This window comes from Acidobacteriota bacterium (genome assembly GCA_004299485.1).
Lineage (GTDB): Bacteria > Acidobacteriota > Terriglobia > Terriglobales > SCQP01 > SCQP01.
Window position 1 is genome coordinate 271,285 of record SCQP01000002.1, and the last position, 20,150, is coordinate 291,434.

A 20,150-nucleotide genomic window follows, 5' to 3' on the forward strand; every position below is an offset into this window, starting at 1 on the left:
CGGTGTCTCCGAAAATTGGCGTCCTGGCCCTGCAGGGCGATTTTGCCGCCCATGGCGATGCCTTGCGCCGCGAAGGCTGCGAAGTCGTGTGGGTGAAGCGCTCTGCGGATTTGAAGGACCTTGCCGGGCTGGTGCTGCCCGGCGGCGAGAGCACCACCATGCTGAACTTCCTCGCCGAGAACGGTTTCGATCAGAAGCTGCGCGAGGCGGCCAGCCGCCTGCCCACCCTGGCGACCTGCGCGGGCGCCATTCTACTGGCTAAGCGCGTGCGTGCGCCCGAACAGCCTTCCCTTGGCCTGCTGGACGTGACCGTGGTGCGCAATGCCTACGGCCGCCAGCGCGAAAGCTCCATTCGTACCGCCGAGGTCGATCCCGCGTTTCAGGAGACGCTCGGCGCGAAGCAACTCGAGGCAGTTCTGATCCGTGCTCCGCAGTTCGAGGAGCTGGGGCCTGCGGTCCAGGTGGTGGCGCGCGCCGAAGGCCTGCCAGTTCTGTTGCAGCAAGGCAATTGGATCGCCGCGAGCTTTCATCCGGAACTCTCGCCGCGATCGCAGGTGCATCGCTGGTTCTGTAAGCTGCTAAAATCCGCGTAATGCCCCTGCACCCTCATCGCCGCGTCCTCGCTCTCGTGTTGGCGGGCGGACGGGGCGACCGGCTGCAGCCGCTCACGCGCTTCCGCTCCAAGCCCGCAGTGCCCTTCGGCGGGCGTTATCGCATTATTGATTTTGTCCTCAGCAACCTGGTCAATTCCGGCATCACCGCCATTTACATCCTGACGCAATACAAGGCGCAGTCGCTCATCAGCCATGTGCAGCGGGCCTGGTGGTTTGTCGGTGGTGGCCAGGACTCGTTTGCCACCATCGTTCCGGCGCAGATGCAGCTTGGCAATCTCTGGTATCGTGGCACCGCCGACGCCATCTATCAGAACCTCAATCTCATCGAGCAATATGGCGCCGATGCCGTTGCCGTCTTTGGCGCCGATCATATCTACAAGATGAATATCGGCCAGATGGTGGACTTCCATTTCGAGCACGGCGCCGAGGCCACCGTCGCCTGTATGCCGGTGGCCGCGGAGCAGGCGCCCGGTCTGGGCATCGCCGAAGCCGATACCGAGGGCCGCATCCGCGCCTTCGTCGAGAAGCCCGCGCCGGAAGCCGCGCCCCGCATTCCCGGCGACCGCGACCGCGTCCTGGCCTCGATGGGCAACTATATTTTCGATACGCGGGTATTGGTCGATGTGCTGCTCGATGACGCCAGCCGCCCCGGTGCCCACGATTTTGGCCGCTCGATCCTGCCCGCCATGGCCACCTCGCGCCGCGTCTACGCCTACGATTTTTTCAGCAACCGTTTGCCGGTGCATCACGGTTTCGGCCACGAACGGCCGTACTGGCGCGACGTCGGCACCATCCCGGCCTACTTTGAAGCCAACATGGACCTGCGCAGCGTCACCCCGGAGTTGAACCTGTTCAACTGGTCCTGGCCCATCATGAGCGCCAATTTCAACCAGCCGCCGGCCAAATTTGTTTTTGACGAGGACGGCCGGCGCGGTCTGGCCCTGCAATCGCTGATTTCGGGCGGTTGCATCCTGGCCGGCGGCTTCGTGAAGGATTCCGTTCTGGGCCACAACGTCGTGGTGGACGAACGCGCCGAGGTTACCGAATGCGTGGTCATGGATAACGCCGTAATCGGCCGCGGCGCCCGTCTGCACCGCGCCATCGTCGACAAAAACGCGCACATCGCGCCTGGCGATACCGTCGGTGTCGATCCCCAGCACGATCAGGAATTGGGCTACACCCGCGACCCGAGCGGCATTACTATCGTGCCCAAGGCCCCGGAAACGCCAGAGAGCCGCGTCCGCTACCGCTAGTGGCTGTCAGCGATCAGCGTTCAGCCATGTCCGGCCGCCTCCGGCTGATGGCTGATGGCTGATCGCCGACGAGCGCCTGGCTATTGGCGGGCGGTCTGCCGCTCCGACCGCGCCAGGCGCTGCAGGAAGGCAATCATATCCGGCGAGGTCCAGTTGGCCACGCTCACCAGTTTGCGCACTAACCGGCCATTGGGACCAATGATGTAGGTCTCGGGAATCTGCCGTGTTCCATAGCGGTGCATCACCTTCTGCGAAGGGTCGCGCGCAGTAGGATAGCGGATGTGGTAGCGCTCCAGAAAGGTGCGATAGGCCACCGGATCTTCATCAATCGACACACCCAGCACAACGACTTGGCTCGAGGGGAGCTGCTGCGCCATGGTGTTCAGCGCCGGCGTCTCCTCAACGCAGGGCGGACACCAGCTCGCCCAGAAATTCAGCACCAACACCCGGCCGCGATAGCTCGCCAGCGTAACTTCCTTGCCGTTCAGCAATCTAAGCTGAAAGCTGGGCACCGTTTGGCCCAGCCGCGCGCGCGAGCTGCAGCCACTCAGCCCAACCAGGCTCAGCAGTGCGGCTGTCGCGAGTGCCATTTGCAGAGTTCGTCGCAAATCTCAGAATACAATAGCGATATGCCTACCGAACTTGCGCCCAGGGCAAATACAGACTTGGTCCGCTCCCTGCTGGAGCAGTTGGGCGAAGATCCCAGTCGCGAAGGCCTGCAGCAGACCCCGGAGCGTTATGCCAAGGCCATGGCCTACCTGACCAGCGGTTACCGCACCGACCTGAACGCCATTCTCAGTAGTGCGCTGTTCACGGTGGATTACGACGAGATGGTCATCGTGCGCGACATCGAGGTGTTCAGCCTCTGCGAGCACCACTTGCTGCCGTTTTTTGGCCGCTGCCATGTGGCGTATCTGCCCAAGGGCAAGGTGCTGGGGCTGAGCAAAATCCCCCGTCTTGTGGACGCCTTTGCCCGCCGCCTGCAAGTGCAGGAGCGCCTCACCACCCAAATTGCCGAAACCTTGCAGGATTGGATTCAGCCGCGCGGCGTCGGGGTGGTGATCGAAGCCCGGCACCTGTGCATGATGATGCGCGGGGTGGAAAAGCAGCACTCCTCCGCAGTGACCAGCCACATGCTGGGCCTGTTTCGCACCTGCGCCGAGACCCGTAGCGAGTTCCTCTCGCTCATCCGCAATAACAGCCCAGAGCGGAACTAGCCCCCCGCATTTGTGGGATACCCGCCGCCCACCTGAATCTCTAATCTGGTCCCCATTCCGGAAGTCATATGCGGAATTGGGCTCTCGGCATCGGTGTCCTCGCACTGTTGGCGGTTGCAGCGCCGGCGCAGTCACCCACCTGGACTTGGGCTGGCCCGAAGCAGCTCAGCCGCACGAGCCCAGCGCAGACCATGCTGGGCGGTCCTCTGGACGCGGTTGCAGCCTCAACCAGCGCCGCGGGAACGCCGCTCATCTTTGCCGCAGGCGACGGAGGCATCTGGATCTTGCAGAGCGGTGTCTGGACGCCGACCCCTGAGGGCGCGCCCATCACCGCGCTGGCGGTGGGGGGCGCGCCGGGTGCCGTCTACGCCGGCACGCAAACCGGCATGATCGCCAGTAGTGATGGCGGCCAAACCTGGACTGCGCTCGTTGCGGCCGGCCTGGGCGGTTTCCCGATTCGTTCCCTCGCCTCCTATGGCAGCCAGTTGTTCGCTCTCACTTCCTCCGGACTGTATGATTCGAGCGATGCGGGCGCCACCTGGAGCCTGGCGTTAGCCGGCAATTACGCCAGCATGGCCCAGCAGGGAAGCGCGATCCTGCTGATCGGCGCAGCGCCGGTGGAACTGCCGCTTCCGCTGGCTTCCGCACCGCTGCCGGTGACAGGCTTGCCGGCAAGCTGGGCGTATGCTGCCGCTGCGCCTGCACCCAGCGGCGGCTTCGCTCTGGTGCTGACCAATGCCGATAGCAGCAGCTCGCTGTGGACAGTGACCACGGCCGGCGCCGCAACCGAAGTTTCTTTGCTCCCGCCTTTACCCGGGGAACCGGCGCTGGCGCTGGCAGTCACCTCCGATGGCGTCCTCTGGATCGCAGTTAGCCAGGGCCTTTGGGCGTGGCAGCCTGCCACTGGTTTATCCGATGAAAATTCCGGCTTGGCCAATGCCGCGCCTCTGGGTCTCGTCCTGGACACGGCAGGTGTAATGGCTACCCTGGATGACGGCCAATTCGCCAGCGGCACCGCAACGGCATGGAATGAATCGAGCGAGAGTACGTCCAAACTGACGGCGTTGGTGCAGTCCGGCGGCGTCCTGACCGCCATCGGCGGCGGGGCGCTCTGGCAGTCGTCCAATGCCGGCGTCTCCTGGTCGCCGCTCGCTATAACCTTCAGTGGCGGCGCCACGCCCACGGCGCTGGCCGCCTCGGCGGGCCTCTGGATCGGAACCAGCAGCGGCAGCCTCGTCGCACCGGGCGGAACCAGCGATCAGGTTTGTGCCGGGCCGGTGACTGCTCTTGCAGTGCAAGGCACCTACCGCTGGGTTGTCTGCGGCGCCGCGATCTACCGCAGCGCCGATGCCGGTGCGAGCTGGCAGCAAACGGCAACCCTTGCATCGCCTGTCGTTGCCTTGGCCCTCGAAGCCTCCTGGCCGGGGTTAGTCGTGGCCGCCGGCGGTGCCGGCCTGCAATGGTCGGAAGATTACGGGACCACCTGGTCGAGCGCGGTCCGGCTGCCCGATGGCGGCGCGCCCGTCACCGCGCTGGCCTTTGATACGAGCCAGACGCTTTGGGTGGCGACCCTGGGCCGGGGCATCTGGACCGCGAGTTTCGTTCCGCCTCCGGCAGAAGTCGTTTCGATCTCCGCGCCCGCCAGCGCGGCTGCGGGCACAGCGGTGACGGTGCAGGCGACGGTGGAGTCGGGCGGTGCACCCGACTCCGGCGCAACCGTCAGGTTCGCCGCCAGCGAGAATAACCGCTCCCTTTGGTCTTCGACTGCTGTGACTAGCGCCAATGGCGTGGCACAAGCCAGCTTCACGCCCACCCAAGCCGGCGCGGTCACTGTCCTGGTATCGGATTCCGCCAACTCACAATACCAGGCGCAAGCGATGCTCTCCGTTTCGCCGGCGCCCGCAGAAAAGCTTATCCTCCTCAGCGGCGCCGGTCAGTCGGAAGTTGCTGGCGATCTGCTCACAACCCCGATCGTGACTGAGGCCGACGATGCCTATGGCAATCCTGTTCCCGGTGTCAATGTCGCGTTTACCGGCGGGCAGTTCAATCCTGCGAGCGGCAATACCGGCTCCAACGGTCAAATCCAAACTCAAGTTACGCTCCCTTCGGCGCCGGGCACCATCACGTTGACGGCGACGAGTTCCGGCCTGCCGCCACTGACCTGGACGGAAACGGCTCTCGTGCCGCCCGATTTTTCGCTTGCGATTTCGGCGCCCGTCAGTCCCGTGCCCCCGGGGCAGCTCGCCACTTTGACGGTCAGCGTCACCAGCCAAGGCGGCTTCAATCAGCCGGTTTCGCTTCTCTGTGAGCAACCCGCTACCGCGTGCTCGATTTCGCCGGCGACCATCTCGCCTGGGGGCGGCGCCAGCATCACCATCTCCGCTCCCGCCAACCAGGCTTCGCTGCTGGTCGAGGTGGTGGGCAGTTCGGCTGCGCTGGGCCGGCAGCATACCGTGTCCGCAACGCTCTCCCTCGAAGCCTTTAGTTTCGCTGCGCCCAACCCCACGCTCAGTGTCACTGCGGGAACAACCAGCGCGTCCATTCCGCTCAGCCTGATTCCGGAGAATGGCCTGAATGGCCCAGTTGCTTTTTCGGTTCGCCAGGCCGATGGGACCTCTTTGCCCGCGAGTCTTTCACCGCAGTTTCAACCCAGTTCCGTCGCCCTGGCCGCCAGCGGTGACCCCACCCAGGTTCAGTTTGCGATGGCGGCAGCGAGAGCTGCGGGCAGCCGTCTCCTCCTCCCGCAAGGCCGCCGCCCGCCGCCTTGGTTGCCATTCGCCTGGAGCCTGGTCTTGCTGATCCTGGCCGCCGTCTGCCTGCGCCGCCGGCGGCGCACGCTCGCCTTCGCGGTTCTGGCTCTAACGCTGGCCGGCTGTGGGGGCGCGCCCGCGGTCGCCCCACCGCCCAAACCGGTAGCGCCGCCTCCTCAGGTGAGCACTTACGATCTGGAAGTGACAGCCACCGTTGATAAGCTGACCGCCTCGGTACCAATCATACTGACTCTGACCACCCCCTAGGAGTATGCGCGGAAGAATGAGTGGATAACGACAGAAGCGAGAACGTGCGACCGTCGCGAGCCGCGCCTCCCACGCCATAACGGCCATCTTCTTCCGCATCCTCCCGCTGTGCCTGCCGCATCAGCGCAGCGATTTCGCCACGCGGTCGCCGCACCTGGTTCATCACCGCGTGCTTGCTCGCGTTCGCCGGGATAGCAGGCGAGATGCCTATCGGAGGCCTCCCGCGAATCCTGGGCTGGTCCACGAGCGCGGCAACGCGCCGCCGAGGGCACGGCATCCATAAACGCGGGGGTATTTATGACCGTGAATCCCGACCGCTTCATTACGGCGACTAGCGCCAAAATCACCTACTGCCTCGATCAAGTCTGCTACTACGAGATCGAGAACGACCACAAGATCGAGCTGCACTTTTCCGACGGCAATTCGAAGGACATTGAGGGATCGGACGTTCGCGATTTCCTGTCCGCCATCGGCCGGGAGCCCATGGCACCAGGTCGCGCGGCGTAGCTCCGGTGGTCGGGGCGGCCCAAGTTGATCGCTGATTGCTGATCGCTTATGCGAGCGCCTGCGCGAGGTCGGCTTCGATGTCTTCGGCTTCTTCGATGCCGACCGATAGCCGCACCATGCCGTCGGTGATGCCAATGGCCGCGCGTCCTTCGGCACCGATGGCGGCGTGGGTCATCGTTGCCGGGTGCGAAATCAGCGTTTCCACTCCGCCCAGACTCTCCGCTAGCGAGCACAGCCGCACCTTGCGCAGGATCTTCTGGGCGTTGTCAAACGAGCCGGTTTCGAGGGTGATCATCGATCCGAAGCCTGACATTTGCTTGCTGGCCAGCGCATGTTGCGGATGGCTTTCCAGTCCCGGATAGTAAACCGCCTTCACCTGCGGCTGCCGCGTCAGCCATGCCGCCAACCGCCGTCCATTGGCATCGTGCTGCCGCATGCGCACCGCCAGCGTCTTGACGCCCCGCAGTAGCAGGAAGCATTCGAACGGGCTCAGAATCGCGCCGCTGGCTTTCTGCAGAAAGCGGAAGTCCTCGGCCTGCTTCTCGTTTGACGCCATCACCACTCCGCCCAGCCCGTCGCTGTGGCCGTTCAGAAACTTTGTCGTCGAATGTACTTCCAGGTCCGCGCCTAGCGCCAGCGGCTGTTGAAAATACGGACTCATAAACGTGTTGTCGACCGCGAGTTCCGCGCCGTGCTTGTGCGCGATGGTGGCGCAGGCACGCAAATCGCACAGCTCCATCAGCGGATTCGTCGGCGTCTCGACAAACACCAGCCGTGTTTTCGCCTCAAATGCTTTTTCGATGCGTTCCGGCTCGCGCGTGTCCACGTAGCTGAAGCGCAGGCCAAACCGCGCCAGCACCTGATTGAACAGCCGGGGTGTACCGCCGTAGACGTTGCTGCCGCAGATCACATGGTCTCCGGCCGAAAGCCGCATCAGCACCGCGTGAATCGCCGCCATGCCGCTGGCAAATACATGCGCGCTGTGGCTGCCGGCGACCGCGGCCAGGTTCGTCTCCAGCGCGGTGCGCGTGGGATTGCTGACGCGCGAATACTCATAACCTTTGTTTTCGCCAATTGCCGCCTGCACGTAGGTTGAGCTGGCAAAGATGGGCACGTTGACCGCGCCAGTCGAAGGATCAGGCGTTTGTCCTATATGAATGGCGCGTGAGGAAAATCCAAGTGGGGTCACGCCTATAATTGTAGCTGTTGAAGCGCCTTTTACCCATATTCCTGGGATTGGCACTGGTGACCGCCGCGGCCCAGTCGCCAAAACCCGCAAGCGACAGTGGCGCTGGCGCCCGCTGTCTGGTCATCCCCTTCCGCAACCGCTCCGGCGACACCAATCTCGGCTGGATGGGCGAAAGCTTTGTCGTCGCCTTCCGCCGCGCCCTGCGCGGCGCCGGCCTTATGGTGCTGACCCGCGCCGACCGCCTCCGCGCCCGGGCGATTCTGGGTGCTCCCGAAGGCGTCGATCTCAGCCATGCCTCGCTCATGCGCCTGGCGCAGGACGCCGACGCACGCTGGCTAGTGTTGGGTTCGTTCGACTATGACGGCGAGCAGCTTTCCGCCACGGCCGCGCTTGTCGATCTGCAACGCGAGCACCTCGTGGACCTCGCGCCGGTAAAGGGGCCGCTGCGCTCCCTTCAGGCCTTGGAGGCAACCTTGGGTTGGTCCCTGCGCCAGCAAGTCGATCCGGTTGCGGTAACATTACCGAAGCCCGCGCCCGATCCGGCGATGCCCATCAGCGCCTACGAGGATTTCGTGCGCTCGGGCTTGGCCACCAAGCCCAGCGACCAGGTGCAACTGCTGCGCGTGGCCGAACAGTTGGCTCCCAACGACGACCGCATTCTGCTTGCCTTGGGCCAGGCCTATTTTCGCGCCGTAATGGATGCGCCCGCGGCTTCCGAGCTGGAAAAGATCCCGGCTTCTTCGCCCGATTATCCCCAAGCCGCTTTCACCGCCGGCCTCGCTGAATATGGCCTGGGCCATTACGCTAAGGCCATGCAGCAGTGGCAGGAAGTCGAAAAAACCCTCCCTCTGCCCGCCGTTGTGCACAACCTCGCCATCACCAAAGCTGCCGCCCAGGGCAACCCCCATCCCGGCGCACTGGAAACCGAATTTCCCGCCGAGGAGTTCCTACAGCTTCAGCATGTGGTCACCCGTTTCGATGCCAACAAGCTTGCCGGCATGTCCGCATCGGAACAGGTCCGCTACGAGCTGCAAACCGGCGAGCGTCTCCTCGATCAGGGTGGCTGGGCCGCCGCCGCCGATGCGTTTCAGAAAGTGATTGCCCTGGCAGCCGCCGGCGCGGCACCGCAGCCCCAGGCTCTCGGTACGGCCCATGCGGGCCTGGCCGCAATTTGGTATGCTCGCCACGATAGCGTACGAGCGGCCAAGGAGGCGGCGGCAGCTCTGGCCGCCGATCCGAAAAATGCGCAAGCGCAGCAACTCGAGCAGAAGCTTAAGGTCAGCGGTCAGGGGCCAGGGGCCAGGGGCCAGAAGCCGAACCGATAACTACCTCTGGCTGCTCGGCGTCGTCGCGGGAATTCTCCTGGTCACGGTCGGTGCGCTCGGGGCGCTTGCTCCCTCCGCTCGGCTGGCATCCGAGCCTTCCCGGGCCCCTGACCCCTCGTCCCTGGACCCTGTAGTCATCATCGACCTGCATGACACCGTCAATACCATCAGCGCCGAGTACGTCGTCCGCGGCATTCACTCCGCCGCCCAGCGGCATGCCGCCGCGGTGGTTCTGGAGCTGGGCACGCCCGGCGGCCTCGGCACCGCAATGCGCAACATCATTCAGGCGATTCTGTCTTCGCCCGTGCCCGTCATTGGCTACGTAGCGCCCAGCGGCGCGCGCTCGGCTTCGGCCGGCTTTTATATCCTGCTGAGCTGTGATGTCGCTGCTATGGCGCCGGGCACCAACACCGGCGCGGCGCATCCGGTCGTGCTGGGCGCGACCGTCGGCAAAATCGAAGCCGAAAAAATGCAAAATGATGCCGCCGCCTACATCCGCAGCCTGGCCTCGCGCCGGCATCGCAACGTCGAGCTGGCCCAGAAGGGGGTGCTGCAAAGTCTCTCCTTCACCGATCAGGAGGCGCTGAAAGACAATCTAATCAATCTCATGGCGCCCGACCTGCCCCATCTGCTGGCGCAACTCAATCGCACCACCATCACCCGCATCAATGGCCAGCAGCAAACCCTACAGCTCACCGGCCCGCAGGAGGCTTTCTCCATGAGTCTCCGTGAGCGCGTGCTCGATACCAGCGCCAGCCTGGCGTTTATCCTGCTGGCCATCGGCGCGCTGCTGATTTACATCGAGTTCACCCACCCCGGCGCCTTCGCCCCAGGCGTTATCGGCCTCATTTTGATCGTCTTCTCGCTCTTCGCGCTATCGTTGCTGCCTATCAACTGGTCCGGCGCTGGCTTGATCATCGTCGCTTTCGTCCTCTTTGTGCTCGAGGCCAGGTTCCCCACCCACGGCATTCTCGCCGTCGGCGGCGTCATCGCCCTCGCCCTCGGCGGCGTCCTGCTGGTGAATTCTCCGATTCCGGCCATGCGTGTCGATCTCAGCGCCGCCCTCGGCGTCGCCATCGGCTTTGGAGTGGTTTCGCTCTTTCTGGTGCATTTAGTCGTCCAGGCGCAGCGTCGCCGTGTCGTCACCGGCGCGCAAGGCCTGCGGGGCGAACTCGGCCTCGCCTTGACCGCCCTGGCCCTCCAGGGAACCGTCCTGGTGCATGGCGAGCGCTGGACAGCCAGTGCCCGCACGCCCGTCGCCCCGGGCCAGCCCATCCGCGTTTTGGCGGTACACGGCTTGAAACTAGAGGTAGAAGCTGTAGCGGAGTAGAATCATCGAGAGGTCCTGATGGCTGGAATCATCGTTGTCATTATCATCGTTGTGCTCTTCCTGCTCTCCGCCATCAAGGTGCTGGCGGAGTATGAGCGCGGCGTCGTGTTCCGCTTGGGCCGGGTTCTGGGCGCGCCCAAAGGGCCCGGTGTGGTCCTGATTTTTCCCATCATCGATCGCCTCGTTCGCATCTCGCTGCAGATCGACACCCTCGATGTCCCGCCACAGGACGTAATCACCCATGACAACGTCACCTGTACGGTCACCGCGGTCGTCTATTACAAGGTGATCGATCCGGAAAAGGCCGTCATCGAAGTCCGCAATTTCCGCTTCGCCAGTTCGCAGTTCGCGCAGACCACACTGCGCGCGGTTCTCGGCGAAGTGGAGTTCGACGACTTGCTCTCCAGCCGTGAAAAGCTGAATGCCCGCCTGCAAAGCATCCTCGACGAGCGCACCGAACCCTGGGGCGTGAAGGTTACCGACGTGGTCATCAAGGCCGTCGACCTGCCCGAGTCCATGCAGCGCGCCATCGCCCGCCAGGCGGAAGCCGAGCGCGAAAAGCGCGCCAAGATTATCCACGCCGATGGCGAGTACGAAGCTGCCTCGCGGCTGTCGGAAGCTGCCGCCATCATTGCCAGCGAGCCCATCGCCCTGCAGTTGCGCTATCTCCAGACTTTGCTCGAGATCGGTTCGGATAAAAATACGACCGTCGTGTTCCCCCTGCCCCTCGATTTGATCGATGTCTTCATGCAGGCGCGTCCGGGAACTAAGACCGTGCCAGGCGGGTCAGGGTCCTCCAATCCATGAAACCCGCCGCACAGCGCTACGAACGCGAGCCCCACAAGCCGAAGCCGCAATATCAGTTTGAAATGGGCACCAAATCTTTACTGGCTGCGTTCTTCGCCTTGGCAATCGTCTGCGGCCTGTTCTTTGCCTTCGGCTACACCATCGGCGAGCACACCATTCCCGCAACGTTTACCCTGGGCGCCGCGAAGCCGCCCTCCGCTCGCGCTATGGCGAGTCCCATCGCTCCCGGTGTGCAACCACCCAACCCGCAACAACTGGGTGCGGCCGAAACCAATCAGACACCCGCCACCCTGACCAACGCTTCCTCCAGCACGGGCACGATGGCCACCCCCACCGGCGTCGATGCCCCGGCTTCCGTCAGCCCCTCGAACTCCTCGGCATCGCAACCCACCCCAACGCCCACCGCTACGGCCACGGCCGCCAACTCAGCCCCCAATCTCGCCGCGACCCGTAACATTGCTCCTCCCGCCGCCGGCGGATTAACGAAGCTCCCCGCTCCCAAGACCATCTCTTCCACAACTCCCACGCCTGCAAATGCCAGCGGCTCTCAAGTTTTTGCGGTTCAGGTCTTTGCCGGCACGTCGAGCGACGCCGGCAGCCTGGCCTCGGCGCTGCAAACCCGCGGCTATCCGGCTTCGGTTATCTCACCCGCTTCCGGCAGCGGCAACAGTCTTTATCGCGTCGAAGTCGGCCCCTATCTCACCCGTGCCGAAGCCGAAGCCATGCGCGCCCGCCTCCGTGCCGACGGCTACCAAGCCGTCCTCCGCATCGGACAGTGAAGCAGTAATCGGTTCTCAGTCATCAGTTTTCAGTTCGCAACCCGTAGGCCACCGGCTCAGCGCGGTGCACGGGGTTCGCCGCCGTGATGGATGACTGATTACTGATGACTAACGACTGAAAACTTTTTACCGCAGCAACCTCAAAAGCGCTCCTGTCAACCCTCCCCACGCCGCCAGCTCGAGCGGCCGCGTGCCGCCCAGATTCGCTTCCAACCTGGCGATCCACGGAAGTTGAGCAAACGTAGCCCCGGATCGCGCCCCCCAGTGTTCTGGCGGTGTGAGCTGCGCATAGACAAACGCTACCCCGCCAGCCAGCAGACAGCGGCCGATACTCTCCATCCGCTTCCTTTTGGCGCCCGCCGCCGCCTCGATCAGGGCCGCGGCAACTACCCCCGTCGCCGCAATCAGCAAGTTCCTCTGCCAGCGCTCCATCCTTGGCTGGATGCGGCAACCGCGCGCGGCGTGGCCCGCCCACCTGTAAACTGTAAACTGTTAACTGTAAACCTCCATGTTCTCCATCTCCGTCGAAGAGACCTTTTCCTCCGGTCATGCGCTGCGCGGCTATCGCGGCAAATGCGAGAATCCCCACGGCCACAACTATCGTGTACGCGTCCGGCTGCAAGGTCCGCGTCTGAACGGCATCGGCCTTTTGTATGACTTCAAAGACCTCAAGGGCTTCATCCGCCGCGAAACCGAGCAGTGGGACCACCAGTACCTGAACGACCTCGAACCCTTCCGCGAGCAAAACCCTTCCGCCGAAAATATGGCGCGTGAACTCTTTGAACGCCTGCAAAAGAGCCTCACCGGCAACGCCGAAGGTGTCGTGGTGGAATCTGTAACGGTGTTTGAAACCGATACCACGGCGGCCGTTTACAACGGCGAGTGATGAACCTCCAAATCACTGAGATTTTTCATTCGCTGCAGGGCGAATCGAGCCATGCCGGGCTGCCCTGCGTTTTCGTCCGCCTTACCGGTTGCAATTTGCGCTGCACTTGGTGTGATACCGAATACAGCTTTCACGGCGGGCGGCGCATGGATCTGACCGAAGTGCTCGAGGCCGTGCGCGCCTACCCCTGCCGCCGGGTCGAAATTACCGGTGGTGAGCCGCTACTGCAGGCGCCCGCTGTCAAAGCCTTGGCCGAGGCACTCTTGGCCGCTAGCTATACCGTCCTGATCGAAACCAGCGGCGAGCGCGATCTCAGCCCGGTTCCGCCCGCGGTCATCAAAATCGTCGACGTAAAGTGCCCGGCCAGCGGCGAAGCCGGTTCCTTCCGTGAGAGTAATCTCAAGCTGCTGCGACCGTGGGACGAACTCAAGTTTGTCCTCAGCGATGAAGCCGACTACAATTTCGCTCGCGACTTCATCGCGCGCCATCAGCTCGTCTCTGGTCCTCCTGCGCTTCTGTTTTCGCCTGCCTTCCGCAAAGACGCTAGCGGCGCGCGCAGCAGCTCGCAGTGCGTGCTCGATCCGGAAACGCTGGCTGGCTGGATATTGCGCGATGGCCTGCCGGTGCGCCTGAGCCTGCAAATCCACAAGTTCATCTGGGACCCAGCGAGGCGCGGGGTATGAAACCGGCCGCGGTGGTCTGTCTCAGTGGCGGCATGGATAGCTGCGTCTGCTTGGCGCTCGCCGTGCGCGATTACGACCCCGCCGTGCTGCATTTTGATTATGGTCAGCGCACCCAGGCGCGCGAGCGCGAAGCCTTTATCGCCATGGCCGACTACTACGGCATCACGCGCCGCCTGATCGTCACCACCGAACTCTTTCGCCAAATTGGTGGTTCGGCTCTAACCGACGCGTCGCTGCCGGTGCCCGAAGCTGGAGTGGATCCATCGGTAATCCCGATTACCTATGTGCCCTTCCGCAACGCGCATTTCCTTGCTGCCGGCGTCTCCTGGGCTGAAACCCTGGGTGCCGGGATTGTGATCATCGGCGCCGTCGCGCCCGACAGTTCCGGCTACCCCGATTGCCGTCCCGAGTACTACGCCGCCTTCAATGAGCTTTTGCGCGTCGGCACGAAAAGCGGCGATATCCGCATCGCGACGCCCTTGCTGCACATGGGCAAAGCCGACATCGTGCGCCTCGGACTTGAACTGCATGCCCCATTTCCATTATCTTGGTCCTGTTACCAGAATGCCGGCCGGGCTTGTGGGCGCTGTGATAGTTGCCGGTTGCGCCGCCGCGCGTTCCGCCAAGCTGGGGCAAGCGATCCGGCCGCCTACGCGGTCACCGTGGAGGAATGACAATTATGAAATATCTGCAACGTTTCAGCCTCATCACAGGCGTGGCGCTGCTGGGCGCGCTGATGACGCTGCCGCTCGCGGCGCAGCAGTTCGCCGGCTTCAAGGGCACCATTATCGGCCTCAACAACAAGCCCTTTCCCAACGCGAAGGTGACCTTCACCCGCGCCGACGCGAAGGGCACCATCAAGCTCACGACCGACAAAAAAGGCCAGTTCGAAGATGACCGTGTGCCGGCCGGAACCTACAGCATGAGCGTGGTCGCCGAGACCGGCCAGGATATAAAAGTCCAGGATGATATCAAGGCGGTGGCCGGCAAAATGCTCAATGCTCACGTCAACCTTGCCGTGATTGCCGCAGCCATCAACGGCGGTCCGCCGCCGAAGGGCATGTCCACGGAAGAAGCGGCCGCCTTCGCCGCGCGCAAGAAAGAAGCCGAGGCCAAAAACGCCAAGATGGGCCAGCTCAACACCCTGCTGGCGCAGAACAAGCAGTTCTACGAGGCCAAGCAGTACGATCAGGCGATTGCGGTCATGCAGAAAGCTGTCGCCATCGATCAGAAGCACGACATTCTCTTCGCCAATTTGGCCGAAGATTATGCCGCCGCCAAGCAGTACAAAGAGGCCGCCGGCGCCTACCAAAAAGCCATCGCCCTCAAACCCACCGACGCCGGCTACCAGATCAACCTTGGTTCTGTCCTGGCTGAATCCGGCGACACCGCCGGCGCCAACGCGGCCTTCAACAAGGCTGCCCAAATGGACCCCACCCAGGCCAAGCTGGCGATCTACAACGAAGGCGTCGTGCTCATGAACAAGAACAACCTCGAAGGCGCGGCCGCCGCCTTCACCAAGGTCCTGAGCATGGATCCCAGCGACGTCAACGCCTGGTACTACAAGGGCATGAGCCTGCTTGGCCAAGCCAAGACCGATCCCAAAACCAACAAGATGATTCCTCTGCCCGGCACCAAAGAAGCCATGCAGAAGGTCATTTCCCTTGCTCCCAGCAGCCAGCAGGCGGCGACTGCCAAGGCCGTCCTCCAGCAAATCGGCGGCGGCGAGTAAGCGGCTCAGCCGATCAGCAAAACGCCAGCCCTCGCGGGCTGGCGTTTTCCGTTTCTGTAAATCATCGCGAGCCCGATCACGCGGCGGGCTCGATGTCGAAGTCGGAGTCCGGACCGTGGTCCCCGCTGTGGCAGGCGGGGTCGCCGTTCGGCGGTGTCGAAACGCCGCATGCCCGAGTTGCTAGCAAGCCAAGAGTGCAGCCGCTGGCCAGCACCAGAATGGCGGGCAGAAAAAACGCCAGCCCTCACGGGCTGGCGTTTTGCTCATCTGCTAAATTGCTGACCCGCTAGTTGCCGGCCGCCGGCACGACCTTCACCGGCGCCGAGAGCGTGAAGTCCAGCACCGTCTCTGCCGCCAGGTTGACTTCCGGCGCGTTGGTGAACGCCTGCACTGCGGTTCCGGTGCCCGCGCCGGCGCCGGCACCAATGGCCGCGCCTTTGCCGCCGCCGGCGATGGCGCCGATCACGCCGCCGATCGCCGCGCCAATACCGACACGCTGCGCCGTCGTATTACCGCGCGAGGTCGTCTGAAAAACCCGTTCTCTGCTGGCCAGATCATAGCTTTCGCCGTTGAATTGCAGCTCGGTAAGCCGCAGCACCAATCGCGACCGTCCTTTGAAGTGGCCGGCCGAATCGGCAGCGACAATCGTCCCGCTCACCGCCGCCCCCTGCGGAACCACTACCTGCCCATCCATGCGCACGGGCGCAGAAACCGTGCCTTGCCAGGTCTGCCCCGCCTGCGCCGTCTTCGAGCTGAGCGGTTGCCCCAGCCGCACCGCCAGCACGCGCCCCGCCGACAACTCCACCGTGGCCGGTGGCGCCGGAGCTGCCGGAGCCGCTGGCGGCTCACTTCCAGACGCGGCTCGCCGCCGGCTCGTGGACGGTTGATTGCCACTGGCGGCGGGCGTATTGCCCACCGCCGTGGTGGTGGCAATCTCGTTGCTTACTTCCGTCACGCCCTGCACCTGCGCGTCTTTGGCCGCGGCGGCGCGTGCAGCGTTGCTGCTCACGCTGCCCGTCAGCGTGACCACCCCATTTTCTGTCGATGCCTTAATGTTGTCGCCTTGCAGGCTCGGGTCGGCGTTGAGCTTGTTCTCAACCGCCTGTGTGATGGCTGCATCTTGCGTGCCCGCACTGCTCTTCGAGCAGGCTGCCAGTGCCATTGTCATCAGCACCGTAGCCCCAATTGCAACTAGGTTTCGTGACCTCATTTCCCCTCCATACGGTAAAAACTACTCGGCCTATCTTAGTCCGAACTGAACGCCGAGAACTGAAAACGGAACACTCCCTTGTACCCCCTGCATGTCACGTGCCAAACTGGCCTTATCCAATGTCTGGACCTTACGCTCACCTCATTTCCCGCTGGGAGCGCCGCCTGAACCGCGTCGACCAGAATCGCCGCGTCACCCCTTTTGCCTGGGGCGCAGAATGGCTCCGCCGCACTCCCATGAACGGCCTCCCCGACTGGCCCGCCGACGCCTCTCCGGCCGAGGTCATCCCCCGGTTGCGTGCCTGGAATCAGCGCGTCCTCGCCGCCAGCGACCAATTTTTCGCCTACGAACCGGTGCGTGATTACGCCCTGCAGGAGGGCGTGCTGCGTTTTCCTTCGCCGGTTGAAACTCCCTGGCCGGAAAACCGCGATGTGGTTGCCCACTGGTTTCCCGCCGCGGTCGCTGGAATGGCGCACCGCCGGAGCGCTGTGGTCGTAATTGCCCAATGGAACGCAGACGCTGGCAGTCACATCGGTCTCAGCCGCATGTTTCAAAGAGCCGGGGTCAGCACCCTGCGTGTCAGCATGCCCTACCACGATGTCCGTATGCCCGCCGCAACCCGGCGTGCGGAGTACACCGTGGATGCCAATATCGGCCGCGTCATCCACGCGGCGCGCCAGGCGGTGGTCGACATCCGTGCCTCCCTGGACTGGCTCGAACAGCAAGGCTACGACTCCCTCGGCGTCGTCGGCACCAGCCTCGGCTCCTGTTACGCCCTCCTCGCCAGCGCCCACGATCCGCGCCTGCGCGTCAACGGCTTCAACCACATCTCGCAGTATTTCGGCGATGTCGTCTGGACCGGCCTCGCCACCTATCACGTCCGCCAAAGTCTTGAGCCTTACATCGCGCAGCCTGAGTTGCGCGAAGCCTGGCGCGTCATTTCGCCCGCCAGCTATCTTGACCGCTTCGCTGCGACCAGCCGCCAGGCGCCCAAAAAAAGCCTCCTGCTCTGGACCCGCTACGACCCCTGCTTCCTGCCTGAATTTTCGCGCCAGGTGGTCGCCGATTTTCAGCGCCTCGGCCTCGACCATGAGGCCCATTGCCTGCCCTGCGGCCATTACACCATCGGCCGCGTTCCCTTCAAATTCGCCGATGGCTGGTTCCTCACCCGCTTCTTGCAGAAGCACATGTAGTGGGCTACTATTCGCAGATGACGCCGGAAGCGCCGCTTGCCGCTGGCCAGGCCACTGCGCCTGCGCCCAAATCGACTTCGCTGTCGCGCTTGTTCTCCGTTTTCACCTCGCCTGGCGCCACCTTTGCCGAACTCGCCCGCGACCCGCACTTCATCCTCGCCTGGTGCGTCCAGATCGTGGCGGCCGAGATCTTCGGCTTCCTGATGATCCAGCGCGTCGGCGTGTATGCCATGGCCCGCCAGGCGATGATGCAAAATCCCGCTACCCAGGCCATGTCGCCCGCCGCGCAGCAGCACAGCCTGGCGATTGCGGCGGTGGGGCTGCGCGTCAGCTTTTATGCGGCCCCAGTCTGGTCCATCGTCGTCCTTCTGATTTTGGGTGGCATTTTCCTGGGTCTGGCCAACCTCCTGTTAGGCTACGAGGCCAGTTACAAACAGGCGCTGGCGATGGTGAGCTACGCGTTTCTCGTGATGACGTTGTATACCGTCGTCGCCATCATCGTGATTGCGTTAAGCGCGACGCCCTCCAGTTTGCAAATCAAAAATCTGGTGGGCACGAACATCGGGTATTTCTTCGACCCCAGCACGACGTCCAAGTTCCTATATGCCCTCGGTAGCCACATCGGCATATTCGGCATCTGGACCATGATTCTGCTCGGGATCGGGCTGGGGAAGCTGGGCGGCAAGAAGGGCAGGACCGGCAGTGGCCTGAGCGTGGTGGTGGTGCTCTGGCTGCTCTATATTCTGGCGAGTTCCGGACTCGCCTCGCTGTTTTAGGCTGTGACCGGATTCCGCTTTGAGCTGTTGTCGGGTGCGGCGGGCGGAGCCCGCCGCGGTCGCCTGCACACGCCGCACGGTACGGTCGAGACGCCCTGCTTCATGCCGGTCGGCACGCGTGCCACGGTCAAAGCCATCCCCCAGAACGACCTCGAATCACTGGGCGCGGAAATCATCCTCGCCAATACCTATCACCTTTACCTCCGCCCCGGTCACGAGCGCATCCAGCGCCTCGGCGGCCTGCACCGTTTCGCCGCCTGGCCCCACCCCATCCTCACCGATAGCGGCGGCTTTCAGGTCTTCAGCCTCAAGGGCAAGATCAGCGAAGCCGGGGTCGAATTCCGCTCCCATCTCGACGGCAGCCTGCATCAGCTCACCCCCGAGCTGGCCATGGACATTCAGGCCTCCCTCGGCAGCGACATTCGCATGGCCTTTGACGACTGCACCCCTTACCCCGCCACCCTCGACCAAACCCGCGCCTCCCTCGAACGCACCCTCCGCTGGGCAGATCGCTCCCGCTCCGCCTGGCTGCACTCCCTTACCCCCGGCCCCTGGCCCCTGACCCCTGGCATTCTTTTCGGCATCGTCCAGGGCGGCATGTATCCCGAACTCCGGCGTGAGGCCGCCGACCGCCTGGTCGCCATGGATTTCCCGGGTTATGCCATTGGCGGCGTTTCCGTCGGCGAGCCACGCGAGCTCAGCGAAACCGCCGTCGCCGCCGCCCTGGAGCGCCTGCCCACCGACAAGCCACGTTACCTGATGGGTGTGGGCACGCCCGACGAGCTGCGCCGCTACGTAGCCATGGGGGTGGATATGTTTGACTGCGTGCTACCCACCCGCAATGCCCGCAACGGCCTGGCTTTCACCTCAGCCGGCCCTGTCGTCATCCGCAACGCCCAGTATGCCGAAGACCAAGCCCCCCTCGATGCCGCCTGTGCCTGCTCCACCTGTGTCCGTTACTCCCGCGCCTACCTCCGCCATCTGGTCCGCACCGGCGAAATTCTGGCCAGCATCCTGCTCACCCACCACAACCTCCACTTCTATCTGGAAACCATGCGCCAGCTCCGCCAGCCCCTCAGCGCCCCGCCGTCACCCTCCGCTGCGGCAGGCCCGCTGACAAGCTGACCCGCTGATCCGCTGAGCTTAAGCCCTCCAAGTCCTTGACATCACTCGCCAACTCCGCCATGCTATCGACTTTGGGGAGATCCCTACCTAGTAGTAACAACCCGGCCGATTGGAGTCGAATCTAAGAGTGCTTTTTGCATGGTGCAGTATGGGCGTCCCTGCCCTTTTCCCGGCCTTCTGGGCGCAGGCCTCGTCGTCTGCCGCCGGCGGCGGCATCGGCCTGTTGATGATCCTGGTGGTCTTTGCCATCTTCTATTTCCTGCTCATCATGCCCGTGCAGCGGCGGCAGAAGAAGGTGCGGCAAATGCACCAGGCGCTCAAAACCGGCGATGAGGTCATCACCTCCGGCGGCATTCGCGGCCGCATCATCAGCATCAAGGACGACAGCGTACAGTTGCGCTGCGCCCCCGATCAGATCAAGCTCGAATTCGTGCGCTCGGCCGTCGCTCAGGTAATTTCCGGCGAAAACGCCGGCAGCGGCCGCAGCAGTGGGGCCAAGCCGTAGGA

Annotated in this window: 19 protein-coding genes; 16 read left to right on the forward strand and 3 right to left on the reverse strand. The window is 63.7% G+C overall.

Annotation, left to right across the window (positions count from 1 at the left end; all coding sequences use genetic code 11):
* The first annotated feature begins 2 nt into the window (after positions 1-2).
* Entirely contained in the window at positions 3-593 is a 591-nt protein-coding gene (gene pdxT / locus EPN33_04105) for a pyridoxal 5'-phosphate synthase glutaminase subunit PdxT (protein ID TAN24010.1), read from the forward strand.
* Positions 593-1,867: a glucose-1-phosphate adenylyltransferase gene (gene glgC / locus EPN33_04110; GenBank protein TAN24011.1), complete on the forward strand. Its 1,275-nt coding sequence runs from the start codon at positions 593-595 to the stop codon at positions 1,865-1,867. Before pdxT ends, glgC begins: the two co-directional genes overlap by 1 nt.
* Before the next feature lie 80 nt (positions 1,868-1,947).
* Here the strand turns inward: glgC and EPN33_04115 are convergent, their stop codons facing one another.
* Entirely contained in the window at positions 1,948-2,457 is a 510-nt protein-coding gene (locus EPN33_04115; GenBank protein ID TAN24012.1) for a TlpA family protein disulfide reductase, read from the reverse strand.
* Between the two features lie 39 nt (positions 2,458-2,496).
* On the opposite strand from EPN33_04115, the gene folE reads away from it, so the two are divergent.
* The 3 genes from folE (at position 2,497) to EPN33_04130 (ending at position 6,608) form a co-directional block, all read left to right on the forward strand.
* Entirely contained in the window at positions 2,497-3,084 is a 588-nt protein-coding gene (gene folE, locus EPN33_04120) for a GTP cyclohydrolase I FolE (GenBank protein TAN24013.1), read from the forward strand.
* A gap of 68 nt (positions 3,085-3,152) precedes the next feature.
* A complete protein-coding gene (locus EPN33_04125) occupies positions 3,153-6,101 on the forward strand; it encodes a hypothetical protein (GenBank protein TAN24014.1) in 2,949 nt (982 codons plus the stop codon).
* A gap of 297 nt (positions 6,102-6,398) precedes the next feature.
* A complete protein-coding gene (locus tag EPN33_04130) occupies positions 6,399-6,608 on the forward strand; it encodes a hypothetical protein (GenBank protein ID TAN24015.1) in 210 nt (69 codons plus the stop codon).
* 46 nt (positions 6,609-6,654) lie between these two features.
* Here the strand turns inward: EPN33_04130 and EPN33_04135 are convergent, their stop codons facing one another.
* Complete coding sequence (locus tag EPN33_04135) at positions 6,655-7,806, reverse strand: PLP-dependent transferase (protein ID TAN24094.1); 1,152 nt, start codon at positions 7,804-7,806, stop codon at positions 6,655-6,657.
* Between the two features lie 1,143 nt (positions 7,807-8,949).
* On the opposite strand from EPN33_04135, the gene EPN33_04140 reads away from it, so the two are divergent.
* From EPN33_04140 to EPN33_04170, 7 genes are all read left to right on the forward strand, one after another.
* Entirely contained in the window at positions 8,950-10,452 is a 1,503-nt protein-coding gene (locus tag EPN33_04140) for a nodulation protein NfeD (GenBank protein ID TAN24016.1), read from the forward strand.
* Positions 10,453-10,470: 18 nt separating this feature from the next.
* Positions 10,471-11,259, forward strand: coding sequence for a slipin family protein (locus EPN33_04145; GenBank protein TAN24017.1), 789 nt, complete (start codon positions 10,471-10,473; stop codon positions 11,257-11,259).
* Positions 11,256-12,038 carry an SPOR domain-containing protein gene (locus EPN33_04150; GenBank protein TAN24018.1) on the forward strand — a complete coding sequence of 261 codons (783 nt, stop codon included), beginning with the start codon at positions 11,256-11,258 and terminating at the stop codon, positions 12,036-12,038. The genes EPN33_04145 and EPN33_04150 overlap by 4 nt, the downstream gene beginning before the upstream one ends.
* Before the next feature lie 508 nt (positions 12,039-12,546).
* Positions 12,547-12,924, forward strand: a complete 378-nt coding sequence (gene queD, locus EPN33_04155; protein TAN24019.1) for a 6-carboxytetrahydropterin synthase QueD — start codon at positions 12,547-12,549, stop codon at positions 12,922-12,924.
* On the forward strand, positions 12,924-13,607 hold the full coding sequence (locus EPN33_04160) for a radical SAM protein (protein TAN24020.1): 684 nt from the start codon (positions 12,924-12,926) through the stop codon (positions 13,605-13,607). Before queD ends, EPN33_04160 begins: the two co-directional genes overlap by 1 nt.
* Positions 13,604-14,281 (forward strand): 7-cyano-7-deazaguanine synthase QueC, encoded by a 678-nt coding sequence (gene queC, locus EPN33_04165; GenBank protein TAN24021.1) that lies wholly within the window; start codon positions 13,604-13,606, stop codon positions 14,279-14,281. Before EPN33_04160 ends, queC begins: the two co-directional genes overlap by 4 nt.
* Entirely contained in the window at positions 14,278-15,339 is a 1,062-nt protein-coding gene (locus EPN33_04170; protein TAN24022.1) for a tetratricopeptide repeat protein, read from the forward strand. The genes queC and EPN33_04170 overlap by 4 nt, the downstream gene beginning before the upstream one ends.
* Before the next feature lie 286 nt (positions 15,340-15,625).
* Here EPN33_04170 and EPN33_04175 read toward each other — a convergent pair whose 3' ends face one another.
* Positions 15,626-16,549, reverse strand: coding sequence for a BON domain-containing protein (locus tag EPN33_04175; protein ID TAN24023.1), 924 nt, complete (start codon positions 16,547-16,549; stop codon positions 15,626-15,628).
* A 119-nt stretch (positions 16,550-16,668) separates the two neighbouring features.
* Here EPN33_04175 and EPN33_04180 point away from each other — a divergent pair, with 119 nt between their 5' ends.
* The 4 genes from EPN33_04180 (at position 16,669) to yajC (ending at position 20,148) form a co-directional block, all read left to right on the forward strand.
* Positions 16,669-17,742 carry an abhydrolase domain-containing 18 gene (locus tag EPN33_04180; protein ID TAN24024.1) on the forward strand — a complete coding sequence of 358 codons (1,074 nt, stop codon included), beginning with the start codon at positions 16,669-16,671 and terminating at the stop codon, positions 17,740-17,742.
* Positions 17,742-18,518 carry a hypothetical protein gene (locus tag EPN33_04185; protein TAN24025.1) on the forward strand — a complete coding sequence of 259 codons (777 nt, stop codon included), beginning with the start codon at positions 17,742-17,744 and terminating at the stop codon, positions 18,516-18,518. Before EPN33_04180 ends, EPN33_04185 begins: the two co-directional genes overlap by 1 nt.
* A gap of 3 nt (positions 18,519-18,521) precedes the next feature.
* Complete coding sequence (locus tag EPN33_04190) at positions 18,522-19,643, forward strand: tRNA guanosine(34) transglycosylase Tgt (protein ID TAN24026.1); 1,122 nt, start codon at positions 18,522-18,524, stop codon at positions 19,641-19,643.
* 148 nt (positions 19,644-19,791) lie between these two features.
* Complete coding sequence (gene yajC / locus EPN33_04195; GenBank protein ID TAN24027.1) at positions 19,792-20,148, forward strand: preprotein translocase subunit YajC; 357 nt, start codon at positions 19,792-19,794, stop codon at positions 20,146-20,148.
* The last annotated feature ends 2 nt before the right edge of the window (positions 20,149-20,150 follow it).